The 12745-nt window shown below is 38.5% G+C and carries 7 protein-coding genes and 3 pseudogenes; 4 read left to right on the top strand and 6 right to left on the bottom strand.

What is annotated here, in order from left to right; translation table 11 throughout:
* Positions 1 to 19 precede the first annotated feature (19 nt).
* On the top strand, positions 20 to 1288 hold the full coding sequence (locus P4S71_RS14610) for an HlyC/CorC family transporter (RefSeq protein WP_008135726.1): 1269 nt from the start codon (positions 20 to 22) through the stop codon (positions 1286 to 1288).
* Between the two features lie 144 nt (positions 1289 to 1432).
* Here P4S71_RS14610 and P4S71_RS14605 read toward each other — a convergent pair whose 3' ends face one another.
* Both P4S71_RS14605 and gshA read right to left on the bottom strand, forming a co-directional pair.
* The gene (locus tag P4S71_RS14605) at positions 1433 to 2041 is read right to left on the bottom strand and encodes a transglycosylase SLT domain-containing protein (RefSeq protein ID WP_007378361.1); all 609 of its coding nucleotides are present in this window, start codon (positions 2039 to 2041) and stop codon (positions 1433 to 1435) included.
* A 143-nt stretch (positions 2042 to 2184) separates the two neighbouring features.
* A pseudogene (gshA, locus tag P4S71_RS14600) lies at positions 2185 to 3759 on the bottom strand (glutamate--cysteine ligase).
* 522 nt (positions 3760 to 4281) lie between these two features.
* Between gshA and P4S71_RS14595 the strand changes: the two are divergent.
* A pseudogene (locus P4S71_RS14595) lies at positions 4282 to 5828 on the top strand (methyl-accepting chemotaxis protein).
* Between the two features lie 108 nt (positions 5829 to 5936).
* Here P4S71_RS14595 and clpB read toward each other — a convergent pair.
* From clpB to rluD, 3 genes and pseudogenes are all read right to left on the bottom strand, one after another.
* Positions 5937 to 8512 (bottom strand): annotated as a pseudogene (gene clpB, locus P4S71_RS14590) (ATP-dependent chaperone ClpB).
* Positions 8513 to 8610: 98 nt separating this feature from the next.
* Positions 8611 to 9339 carry a peptidoglycan editing factor PgeF gene (pgeF, locus tag P4S71_RS14585; RefSeq protein ID WP_337150895.1) on the bottom strand — a complete coding sequence of 243 codons (729 nt, stop codon included), beginning with the start codon at positions 9337 to 9339 and terminating at the stop codon, positions 8611 to 8613.
* A complete protein-coding gene (gene rluD, locus P4S71_RS14580) occupies positions 9339 to 10316 on the bottom strand; it encodes a 23S rRNA pseudouridine(1911/1915/1917) synthase RluD (protein WP_007378366.1) in 978 nt (325 codons plus the stop codon). The genes pgeF and rluD overlap by 1 nt, the downstream gene beginning before the upstream one ends.
* 141 nt (positions 10317 to 10457) lie before the next feature.
* On the opposite strand from rluD, the gene P4S71_RS14575 reads away from it, so the two are divergent.
* Complete coding sequence (locus P4S71_RS14575) at positions 10458 to 11222, top strand: outer membrane protein assembly factor BamD (RefSeq protein ID WP_007378367.1); 765 nt, start codon at positions 10458 to 10460, stop codon at positions 11220 to 11222.
* Positions 11223 to 11686: 464 nt separating this feature from the next.
* Here P4S71_RS14575 and P4S71_RS14570 read toward each other — a convergent pair whose 3' ends face one another.
* Positions 11687 to 12025, bottom strand: coding sequence for a P-II family nitrogen regulator (locus P4S71_RS14570; RefSeq protein WP_008135742.1), 339 nt, complete (start codon positions 12023 to 12025; stop codon positions 11687 to 11689).
* 160 nt (positions 12026 to 12185) lie between these two features.
* Between P4S71_RS14570 and P4S71_RS14565 the strand changes: the two genes are divergently transcribed.
* The gene (locus tag P4S71_RS14565) at positions 12186 to 12734 is read left to right on the top strand and encodes a GspH/FimT family pseudopilin (protein ID WP_096793485.1); all 549 of its coding nucleotides are present in this window, start codon (positions 12186 to 12188) and stop codon (positions 12732 to 12734) included.
* The last annotated feature ends 11 nt before the right edge of the window (positions 12735 to 12745 follow it).

Below are 12745 nucleotides of genomic sequence, written 5' to 3'. Positions count from 1 at the left end.
ATAAGAAAAGGATCCATCGTTGGACGACATATCGACAAGTACCCTATTTATCATTTTAGGTTTTTTGGTGCTTTTTTCTGCTTACTTTTCCGGCTCAGAAACCGGAATTATGTCAATCAATCGTATACGCTTGCGACACCTCGCTAAAGAGGATCATCGTGCAGCTAAACGAGTCAGTAAATTACTTAGCCGTCCAGATAGGCTCATCGGTTTAATCTTAATCGGTAACAATCTTGTTAATATAGCAGCAGCCCAAGTGGCTACAATTATAGGCATTCGCCTTTACGGTGACCTTGGTATTGCTATAGCAACGGGTGTGTTAACTTTAGTCGTGCTTATATTTGCCGAAGTAACTCCGAAAACCCTTGCTGCCCTCTATCCTGAAAAAGTGGCCTTTCCAAGCTCAATAATACTTAAAGGGTTACTAAAAATTCTATTCCCTTTTGTCGTTGTTATTAACTGGATGACCAACGGAATACTGCGATTATTTGGTATTAGCGCCGCTCAAATAGACGAACACAGTATGAGTAAAGAAGAATTAAAAACCGTACTCAATGAGTCAGGCGCACTTATTCCTGCACGCCACCAAAGCATGCTCACCTCAATTTTAGACTTAGAACAAGTAACCGTTGAAGATATCATGATCCCACGTAACGAAATTGTGGCGATAGATATAAATGATGATTGGAAACTAATTAGCCGTCAGTTAACTCATGCACAACATACCCGTGTGTTGTTATACAGAGATAACATAGATGATGCCGTGGGTTTTATTCATTCACGCGATGCGCTTAGGCTTCTTACAAAAGAGCAGTTTGATAAACCTTCGCTGCTACGTGCTGTACGTGAAATTTACTTTATTCCTGAAGGTACGTCCCTTAATACTCAACTTTTAAAATTCCAATTATCTAAAGAACGTATTGGCCTCGTCGTTGATGAGTACGGTGATATTCAAGGCCTAGTAACCCTTGAAGATATTTTAGAAGAAGTGGTTGGCGATTTTACAACAACACAAACACGCACTCCGAGCGAAGAAGTAACAACCCAAACTGATGGTTCTTGTATTGTGGATGGCGGTGCTAACGTACGCGATTTAAATAAAGAAATGGGTTGGGATTTCCCACTTGACGGTCCTAAAACATTGAGTGGTTTAATTGTTGAATATTTAGAAGATATTCCTGATGCAAATATTAGTTTACGTATTGCGGGATACCCTGTTGAAGTACTTGAAGTAAAAGAGAACATGATTAAACAGGTAAAAATACATCCCAACAAACGAACTCGTTAGAGTAAAAAGGAGCCAAATTGGCTCCTTTTTTAGCAATGAAAATAATTAACCTAAACTCTGGTTAAGGGATTTTCAGTAAATTCAATGAAGTTAACGCTGAAAATAGCTACTCGAGATAGATTTATTATCCAGAATTCAGGTTAATTAGCTAAATAATCGCTCTAACCACCCTTTATCAAGCTCTTCTTCACAACGCTTTAATTGTGCGCCATAGCGACTAGCTCGGTGTTTAACTTTATTTGCGACGCCCATTAGCCATTTTTTCTTTTTATAAGTACCACGCTTATATCCGCCCCAGCCTTCGTGATAATTAAGATATTGCGCATAAGCATCCCATTTAGAAATACCATTCACTTTATGCGTTTTATAAACAAACCATGCCATAAAATCTATTGCATCATCAAAATCATCTCTATCAGCACCATTATTACCTGTTTCGCGAATATAATCTGCCCATGTAGGAGTCTTAGCTTGCGAGTAACCATAAGCGTCACTGGCACGCCCAGTTGGAATTATCCACAAAAAGTATTCCATTGGTGGCGCTGCATCGTGTTTAAATGAGCTTTCTTGATACATCATGCTCATTAATACATGCTTAGGTGAACCCCACTTTTCTTGAGCGTCTCTTGCATCGAAATACCAATCGGATTTTTCCTTAAAAATCTTACAAATATCATTCGGTTGCTTTGGTGGGGCTGTAGCGCACCCCGCAAGAGTAATAGCTAGAGATAACATTAGTGCATTTTTTTTCATGTTTTTAGATCTCACTGAACTTTTATAAAAAGTGTGGGTCTGATTTTATAATGCAGCAGTACAGCATTGTTTCATCCCTGAAAAGTATTTACGCAGCCAACTTGGGCTGCGTTTTTTTTGTTTAAAAATAGTGGGCATTAAACTTACTTACTGGCAAAATATGCATCTAAGAATGCTTTGAACGATTGCGTATCCGCTTGCTCAATTGCCACTTGTGCCTCATTAGACTCTATAACTTGTTGTTCCAGCCAAGGCTTTAAAAACTCACTATAGTCAGTTTCAGCATGACTTTTTTATACTTATTAGCTAATGCTAATGCGAAGTGCCCGTTATCTAAACCAGATTCTTTTAGTTGTGAAACGTAACGCCCCGAGTAAGTCAGTGCGGGGTTATCAATCCACGTTGCCATACGCTTTATAGTATCTGAGTAATAATTAACACCGTAAGCATTATCCATCCATTTAGCAACATCCGTTAGCTGGGTAAATATTTCGCCCCCACGACCGCAGGCTTCGTTCTTCGTTATTAAAGTTAAGCATTAGTCCTTCTTCTCGACCTTGATTTACTACTGTGTCGAGGTTTTCAGTACTACGCGCTTGTTCTTTCCAATCCATTGGAGCTGAATCTTTTAATAAACAATATGTTAAAAATACATCTAAAAAGTGAATTTGCTCTATATCAATACCCACTTCGCTAAAAGGGTTTACGTCTAATGCGCGAATTTCTACATACTCAATGCCAGCTCTAAGCAGCGAGTCTGTCGGCGTTTCACCATTTTTAGCATTTCGTTTAGGGCGAATTGGTGAGTAAAATTCATTTTCTATTTGCAAAATATTTTTATTAAGCTGCTTAGGAGCTTCACTCGTATAATCGTCAATATCGCTATAGATTTCAGATGGGGTATTGATCGCTTTTTTCAAACCCGCTACATATTCATCTAGTGAATTATACATTACGCGCAATGATGACTGTGCGCTATTTGTATACCCCAGATTACCTAAACGAAGTGCAGTACCGACTTCTAAATAAAGTGTACCTTTCCCTAATTTTTTAAATGGCAAGTCGGTTTTGCGACCTTGTAAAAATGAATTACATAGCGCCGGAGATGCACCGAACATATAACTTATTAACCACAGCTCGCGTTTAAAATTACGGATCAGTGCTAAATAACCATCAGAGATAAAATCTTGTAAACTGGCGTTACTTTGTTTTAGTGAATGAATTGATTGCCAAAGTGTGTCAGGAAAAGAAATATTAAAATGTACGCCTGCAATTGCTTGCATCATACTACCGTAACGATTTTTTAACCCTTCACGGTATAATGTTTTCATTTGACCAGTATTTGAGCTGCCAAATTGTGCTAATACAATATCATCTTGATGTTCAATAAAGCACGGCATGCTAATAGGCCACAGCAATTCATCGCCCATTTTTTCTAAAGTGAATTTTTGCAAGTCTTTTAATTGCTTAAGTGTCTGTATAGACGATTCGCTAACAGGGGTAATGAACTCAAGCAAAGACTCAGAAAAATCAGTGGTGATATGCCCATTAGTTAATGCACTTCCAACCCCTTTAGGATGCCCTTGAGCTGATATAACACCATCGTTTTTTATTCTTAACGACTCTCGCTCAATACCACGCTTAATGCCTTTAACTGCGTGTTTATGCTCATTTGCTGATAACGCGTTTAGCGTATTTGTTAAATCATGTGTTGTCAAAAATGCTTCCTCGGGCCACGTGGCTTAATCATAGGGTTATGGGGGCTAATTACCTAGACTCAAGATTAAATTGCTAAGAACAAAACAATTTATCAAAATTAATTATCATTTATCCAATTTGGATATGCGTTTGATATGGCATGCATCATACAGTAAACCCTAATATTGCCACCGCTCTTAGTATTATACAATTTTTTTGCATGGGTATTTAACCTAAAAAACGGAAGACTCACGCGACTCAAAATCTCTCATTGCAGTACTTACGGTGTTGAATCTACTTGCAGTCGATTCATTTTAATCTGCGTTCAGAGTAAAGATTAAATTTCATCAATAAATAGACCGGCACTTACACGACATTGGCTCACCTAACTTTCAATAATCAGCTTAACAATTCAATTACTTGATGTAGATCATAAAAATATGAAATTTAAATTATAAGTACTAAAGAAATACTTTGTTTTTTTGCTTTGTAGTTAACAAGCAATATAATGACGCCAACGATAAAGGATGATAAAAAATACAATGCGCAATAATAAAAGCTTAAAAAATGAAGAAGTCCATTTTGATGAGTCACAAGAACTTGTTTCTACGACTGACCTAAGGGAGTAATAACTTATGCTAATCAAGAATTTTGTATCATCGCTGGATACACCTCAGAAGAACTCATAGGAAAAAATCATAATATAGTACGTCATCCTGATATGCCTAAAGCAGCATTTAAAGAAATGTGGGAGATCTTAAAACAAGGCCATTCTTGGCGAGGTATGGTAAAAAATCGCTGTAAAGATGGCCGCTACTATTGGGTTGATGCATTTGTAACGCCTATTTTTGAACATAGTCAGCTTATTGGCTATCAATCTGTAAGAACAAAACCAAGCCAACAACTAAAACAACAAGCACAAGACTTATATAATAAAATAAATGCGGGTAAGTCACTATTTAGCCTCAAAGAACAAACAACAATAAGACAAAGCATCTGCTTTGTATGCGTATTACTATGGCTAATGTATGTTGCTCTATTTGGTTCGCTAAGCATTGCCTTAATAAACTTATTTATTTGCTGTTTAGTTATTGCTCTTAATTATGAAGAGCTAATTGTGACACCTAAAATATTACGTGATCAAAAAGCTAAGTCTGATTCGGTATCTCGTTATATTTATAGCGGCTATAACCCGCATAGTATAAGTGATTACAGAGAACAAATGATCAGTGCAAAATTACGTACTGTATTTGGTCGTATGAAAGATTCAACATTAAGCTTTAATAACATTGCGACCGACTTAGATAAACAATCCGCGATGACTGAAAAAGGTATTGCGGCACAAGGTGAGCGTTTAGAACAAATAGCATCAGCTATGGCACAAATGAGCTCAACAATTGGTGAAATATCAAATAGCACCACAGAAACAGCAGATAAAGTAAACCTCACTCACCAAAGCTGCTCTGATATTAAAAATCATATTGCCGAAAACAGTATCATGGTGTCTGATTTAGCAACACAGGTGGAACAAGCCGCGACAACCGCAAGCAGCTTAGCTTCTGAGGCTGATAAAATAGGTCAAGTGATGAGTGAAATTGAAGGGATTGCGGATCAAACAAACTTACTGGCATTAAATGCAGCAATAGAAGCAGCAAGAGCAGGCGAACATGGTCGAGGCTTTGCCGTTGTAGCAGATGAAGTAAGAACCCTGTCGTCAAGGACTCAAAATGCAACAACACAAATCCATAGCTCAATTAAAGAAATACAAGATACCTTATTTAGCTGGTCTAAAGTAATGCAGAGCACTAAAACTCAAGCCGATACTTGCGTAGATACAACAGCTAAAACTCAGATCGAACTTGATGGTATTTTTGTTCAAATAAGTGAGATTTCTCAACTAGCAATTCAAATATCGACCGCAGCAGAAGAGCAACAGGTAGTTAGTAATGATATTGGTAATAATGTATCGCAGATTAAGGGGTTTGGTGACGAAAATCTCAATTTAAGTTTTAATGTCGCAAAAGGTGCAGCAGAGTTGGTTGAAGGTTCTCGTAAAGTAAATGACCTTTTACTTACGTTTAAAGTTTAAATTAGCACCTATAAAAAAGCCGCTGATTGAAGTGGCCCACAATAATTGGAATGTCCAACTATTGGGTGTCACTTTAGGTAGCGGCTTTATATATTTAACTTCTATTGATTAGCGATTTGTAAATACTAGACCTTCATCGGTTGCATCAATAATGATAACACTGCCAGGTAGATAATCACCACTGAGTAACTTTTGCGCGAGTGGATTTTCAATGGTTTGTTGAATCGCACGTTTAAGTGGACGCGCGCCATAAACGGGATCAAAACCACTTGCTGCAATGCGTTCAAGCGCAGTGTCCGTTATTTCCAGTAAGTAACCCATTTCAGTTAAACGCTCACGTAATTTCATTAACTGAATATCAGCAATCTCTTTGATATGTTCGTTAGCTAATGGATGAAATACCACCGTCTCGTCTATACGGTTTATAAATTCAGGCCTAAATTCATTTATTAATACATCCATCACTTTAGCTTTAAGTGTTGTGTAATCATTATTTCCAGCCTGCTCTTGAATAATATCTGAGCCTAGGTTTGAAGTCATAATAATAACGGTATTTTTAAAATCAACGGTTCTACCCTGCCCGTCAGTTAATCGGCCATCATCTAATACTTGCAGTAAGATATTAAATACATCAGGGTGTGCTTTTTCGATTTCATCAAGCAGTATTACCGAATAAGGTTTACGACGCACTGCTTCAGTTAAGTACCCCCTTCTTCATAACCCACATAACCAGGAGGTGCTCCAACTAAACGCGCAACTGAATGTTTTTCCATAAACTCAGACATGTCGATACGCACCATGGCATCTTCGGTATCAAACATAAAACCAGCCAGTGCTTTAGTTAGCTCTGTTTTACCAACCCCCGTTGGGCCTAAAAATAAAAATGAGCCAATCGGACGGTTAGGATCAGCAAGTCCGGCACGTGAGCGTCGTATTGCGTTAGAAACAGCAACAACAGCCTCATCTTGCCCAATTACTTTGCCGTGAAGTTTTTCTTCCATTTGCAGTAGCTTTTCACGCTCACCTTGTAGCATTCTCGATACCGGTATACCGGTCCAGCGAGAGAGTATTTCTGCTATTTCATCCTCTCCCACTTGGTTTTTAAGCAGAGTCATTTCTTGCATTTCGGCTTGTGAGGCTAAATCAAGCTTTCGTTCAAGCTCTGGAATTCGCCCGTATTGCAGCTCTGACATACGCTGTAAATCACTCGCTCTTCGCGCTACATCTAAATCTAATCTTGCTTGTTCAAGCTCAGCTTTAATTACTTGCGTGCCTTGAAGTGATGCTTTTTCAGCATTCCATATCTCGTCTAGCTCACGATATTGCCCATCAAGGTCGGTGATCAACTCTTGCATTTCAGCTCGGCGTTTTTGGCTTGCTTCGTCTTTTTCTTTCGCTAGTGCATTATCTTCTAACTTTAGTTGGATAATACGACGTTCGAGTTTATCTAATGACTCTGGTTTTGAATCAATTTGCAAACGAATTGAAGAACCCGCTTCATCTATTAAATCAATCGCTTTATCTGGTAATTGACGATCACTAATATAGCGGTGAGATAACTGCGCTGCTGCAACAATAGCGGGATCTGTAATTTCTACTGAATGATGTAACTCATATCGCTCTTTCAAGCCGCGTAATATAGCAATGGTATCCTCGACTGAAGGCTCTTCAATGAGTACTTTTTGGAAGCGACGTTCAAGCGCTGCGTCTTTCTCTATGTATTTACGGTATTCATCAAGCGTGGTTGCGCCAACACAATGTAATTCACCGCGCGCTAATGCTGGTTTTAGCATATTGCCCGCATCCATGGCGCCGTCACTTTTGCCCGCACCCACAATAGTATGTATTTCATCAATAAATAAAATGACTTGGCCTTCTTCTTTAGCCAATTCATTTAATACTGATTTTAAACGTTCTTCAAATTCGCCACGGTATTTAGCACCCGCAACTAACGCGCCTAAATCAAGTGATAGTACGCGTTTATTTTTTAATCCTTCAGGTACTTCACCATTAATAATACGCTGCGCTAAGCCCTCAGCGATTGCTGTTTTACCAACGCCAGGCTCACCTATTAGTACAGGGTTGTTTTTAGTCCTGCGCTGCAGAACCTGAATCGTACGGCGAATCTCATCATCACGGCCTATAACAGGGTCAAGCTTACCCTGCTCAGCGCGTTCAGTTAAATCAATGGTGAACTTTTCTAATGCTTGGCGTGTTTCTTCTGCATTTGGATCATCAACTTTTTGACCTCCACGAATCGCCTTAATCGCACTCTCAACTTTGCTGGCGGTTATATTTAACGCTTTAAAAATAGTCCCAAGCGGGCCTTTATCATCACATGCAACAAGTACAAATAATTCACTAGAGATGTATTTATCTTTACGCTTTTGCGCATATTTATCGCATAAGTTGATAAGCGACACCATATTATTGGACAGTTGAACATCACCGCCGACCCCTTCTACTTTAAATAGCTTTTCTATTTCTTGGGAGAGCTTGGTATTGAGTTCGTCTGCACTTATACCTATTTGGGCAAATAGCGCTCGAACACTTGATCCGCTTTGCTGAAGCAATGAGTACATTAAGTGTACAGGTTCAATAAATTGATGATCGCGGCCAAGTGCCAGCGATTGCGCATCAGAAAGCGCAGATTGAAATTTACTTGTAAATCGATCTAAACGCATAAGGGTTTACCTATCAAATAATCTAATTGCTTAATTAATGGGTATGTTTAGGCGTTTGTTCAAGGTGTAGCAGAAAATATAATCACAACAATGATAAATTACTTGCGCCAGATCAAACTTGCCATGCGTCCAGTTTGGCCATCACGACGATAAGAAAAAACAGGTCTTTGCGAGAAACAGTGCAGTACTCTCCCCTGTAATTTTTTTATACCTGATTTATTTAGTAATATACGAGCAATATTATAAATATCGGCAAGGTATTTGTGGTTAGTTTGTAGTTTAAACGCTTCAACAAAAAGAGATGATTTTGCTTGAAATAGCTCAAAAACGTCTGAGCCAACTTCGAATTTATTTGGACCAATAGCAGGACCTAACCATGCATTGATATCCTTATGCTTTGCATCAAAACAATCAAGAGTACTTTTAATTATACCATGCTCTAACCCTCGCCACCCTCCGTGAATGGCCGCAACTTCATTGCCATCATTACTACTTAATAATATGGGAAGGCAATCAGCAGTCATAATAGCAAGTGGTTGATCGATTAGTTGTGTATAAAGAGCATCAGCATTATGTAACTCAGTGAAGTCAAAATGCTCATCAACAATAACAACATTGTTACTGTGAACTTGATTTAGCCATACCGCTGGTTTTGGAATATGCGTATTTAACAATGCGCGATTTTTTAATACGTACTCTTTATTATCACCAACATGAAGTCCAAGGTTTAAACTTTTAAATGGGACTTGAGAAACACCACCTTCACATGTAGTACTTAACGTACCTACATTATGAAGGTTTTGCCATGTCGCTGATAATAAATTCACTATCTATCTATATCAGGATTAGCTTTGGTGTCTTCGCGTAGTGCTAGCGTCATAGCAACCATATCATCAGGTATAGGCGCTTGCCATGTCATCATTTCACCCGTAATAGGATGAGCAATGCTTAATTTAACCGCGTGGAGAGCTTGGCGTCTAAAACTACGAAGTAGCTCAAATAACTCAGGAGTTGCACCTTTTGGTGGACGCGGACGGCCGCCATAAGACTGATCACCTATTAATGGGTGATTTAAGTAAGCCATATGAACACGAATTTGGTGTGTACGACCGGTTTCTAAGCGCAAACGTAAGCGAGTATGTGCGCGAAACTTTTCAGCCACACGGTAATGCGTAATAGCAGGTTTGCCCATTTCATGAACAGCCATGTGTGTACGCTGTGTCGCATGGCGACCAATAGGCTTTTCAATCATGCCACCAGCGGTCATCGTTCCATTACAAAGCGCTTCATATTCACGCGTGAAGTTTTCACGTTTTTGCAATGCTGTCACTAAATGCGTTTGTGCAGGGATCGTCTTAGCTACAACCATTAATCCTGTCGTATCCTTATCTAACCTGTGCACAATACCAGCTCGCGGAACATTGATAATTTCCGGGTAGTGATGTAATAGCGCATTTAATACTGTGCCATCTGGATTACCTGCCCCAGGGTGGACCACAAGTCCCATTGGTTTATTGATGACCAAAATATGATCGTCTTCATAAACTATGTTCAAATCGATGTTTTGTGCAAGGTATTCTCGCGGTGCTTCAATAGTTGTTTCAACATTAAGAAGCTCACCACCTAATAACTTAGTACGTGGTGTGTTTAATATTTCGCCATCAACAGTAATTTTATCATCCAAAATCCATGTTTTTATACGTGAACGTGAATAATCAGGGAACAATTGCGCTAATACTTGGTCTAGACGTTTACCACCTAAGTCGGTTGGAACCTCGGCTTGAAGAGAAATTTGCTCTGTCATTAGTAACTTTACCCAATTTACCAGTGCAAGCTTTGCTCGACTGGGTTAGAATCGCTTTTAATAAAAGCATAATATAATACGTATAGTTTACTCGGTTTTACCGACTTGGCCTAGCCGAAGACATCGAAGGTAACAAATAAAATGATAAATAAAATAGGGAAACGTGCATTTGCCATTGTTTTTTCAGTTTCTGTACTTAGTTTAGGCGCTTGTTCGTCTGCGCCTGACCAAGAAGATATTCAACGTGTACCAAACAGATCAGCACAAGCTTTGTATGAAGATGCAAAAGAAACACTAGATTCTGGTTTATATGCACGTGCAATTGAACTTCTAAGTGCAATAGATTCTCGTTATCCATTTGGCCCGTTTTCTAAGCAAGTACAAATGGATTTAGTGTATGCGCATTATCAATCGGGTAATACAGAGCAAGCATTAGCAACAGTCGATCGCTTTATACGCCTCAACCCAAATCATAAAGATTTAGATTACATGTATTACATGCGTGGTTTGGTAAACATCAAAGCAGACAAAAATGCATTTCAAGAATACTTTGGTGTAGATAGAGCTGACCGTGATGCAAACCGAACACGTGTTGCATTTACCGATTTATCAACATTGGTTAAACGTTTTCCAGATAGTGATTATGCACCAGAAGCTAAACGTCGTTTGGTGTGGCTGTTAAACCGCATGGCACGTTACGAATTAAAAGTAGCGACTTACTATTACGAACGTGAAGCTTATTTAGCAGCAGCTAATCGTGGTAAATTTGTTGTTGAGCATTATTCACAAAGCAGCTATTTAGACCCTGCACTTGAAATGATGGAAAAAAGTTACGACAAACTAGGGTTAACTGAACTTAGCAAACATGCAAAGCAAACGCGAAAACTGAATAATAGAACCAAATAGAAAAAGCGCTTGTAAGCTGCCTCTTATACACAAACCCCTGCTAAGTAATTAGCTGGGGTTTTTTATTAGGGGTGTGTGCAGGACACGGGATCTTTGCTCAATTTTGACTTGTTTTCTCACGGATGTAAGCCAATAGCATCAAACAGGGGCAGTTACCAAGCCCACTAAGTTACAAACCTCGCGCCGTGATTACCCCCCTAAATAGAACAAATTTTAAGCCTGAAAGGTAATACCAATCTGCTTATATATGGGGTCTATTTAACGTTAAGAAAATTACGCTAGAACAAGGCAAAAATTTTTGTACCTAGTTGTTCTCGGCAATTGCTCCCTGCATTGCTCTACCTCCTGCATCCATGCAGTCGTAAATAAAAAATTTTTAACGACGTTATAGTGCAATTTAATTCGTTAAATTGATCAAAGATTTATGCAGGTTGGTATAAACAGGCCCTGTATTAATTTAAACGTTAAATCGCGTCTTCATCCTCTTCTGCTGTTCGGATCCGTACGACACGCTCAACATCAGTGACAAATATTTTACCGTCACCTATTTTTCCTGTTTGCGCTGTTTTAACGATAACTTCTATAGCACGTTCAACATCATCATCACCAAGTACGATGTCTAATTTTACTTTTGGCAAAAAATCAACCATATACTCCGCACCACGATACAGCTCAGTGTGCCCTTTTTGACGACCAAAACCTTTAACTTCACTTACGGTCATTCCATTGATACCTACTTCAGACAATGCTTCACGTACATCATCGAGTTTAAAAGGCTTAATAATTGCTTCTATTTTTTTCATGTTAACTACTTTTTTAAAGCTTCAGATGCTTCGATTTTAGACAATCATAGAGTTCATAGCAAACAAAGCAATTGAATGACGGTGATAAAACAATCAACCATGGTATAATTTACCAAATAAAAATAGCTATACTTAAACAACTCGCAGTAATGAGATTAATATGAACAATAAACAAAACGGATTCACCCTTTTAGAATTAATGGTCACTGTTGCTATTGTGGGTATTATTGCCTCTATTGCCTTTTGGAACAGTAGCGACATGCTTGAAGAAAATAGGGCTGAAAATTTTTTGTTAGAGTTGAAAAGAAATATTAGCTATGCACGTTCTCAAGCAGCAAGTACTGATGAAATAATGGTGCTATGCCCTGGACCATTAAATAAGATAAGCGAAAATAAATTCTTTAATTGTCAAAACACATGGCAAGGCGATTCGGTAATAGCATTATTTGTTGATAAAAATAACAATGGTAAATTTAATAGAAAAACAGACACTATTTTTAGAGCAATGGAAAAAATTAGTTCTACAGATAAATTAAAATACACTGGAAATGAAAAAATGCTGCGCTTTAATACCAGCGGTCGTATCACGACTAATCCAGGCGACTTTATCTTTTGCCCCAATAACGGTACTGAAAACAATAAAGCGCTCAGAGTTTCTCAATCAGGAACAGCCTTTTATCTAGGAGATACCACAGAAAAATGTGATTAAAAAACACACTA

This window comes from Pseudoalteromonas sp. B62, from assembly GCF_037162565.1.
GTDB lineage: Bacteria > Pseudomonadota > Gammaproteobacteria > Enterobacterales > Alteromonadaceae > Pseudoalteromonas > Pseudoalteromonas fuliginea.
Note: the sequence above shows the minus strand (reverse complement) of the source record. Positions and strands in the feature narration are given on the sequence as shown.

Bases quoted from the DNA above. Each gene is read 5' to 3' on its own strand.
- P4S71_RS14605 (WP_007378361.1), bottom strand. From the start codon at position 2,041: ATGAAAAAAAATGCACTAATGTTATCTCTAGCTATTACTCTTGCGGGG.
- rluD (WP_007378366.1), bottom strand. From the start codon at position 10,316: ATGACAGAGCAAATTTCTCTTCAAGCCGAGGTTCCAACCGACTTAGGT.
- P4S71_RS14575 (WP_007378367.1), top strand. From the start codon at position 10,458: ATGATAAATAAAATAGGGAAACGTGCATTTGCCATTGTTTTTTCAGTT.
- P4S71_RS14570 (WP_008135742.1), bottom strand. From the start codon at position 12,025: ATGAAAAAAATAGAAGCAATTATTAAGCCTTTTAAACTCGATGATGTA.
- P4S71_RS14565 (WP_096793485.1), top strand. From the start codon at position 12,186: ATGAACAATAAACAAAACGGATTCACCCTTTTAGAATTAATGGTCACT.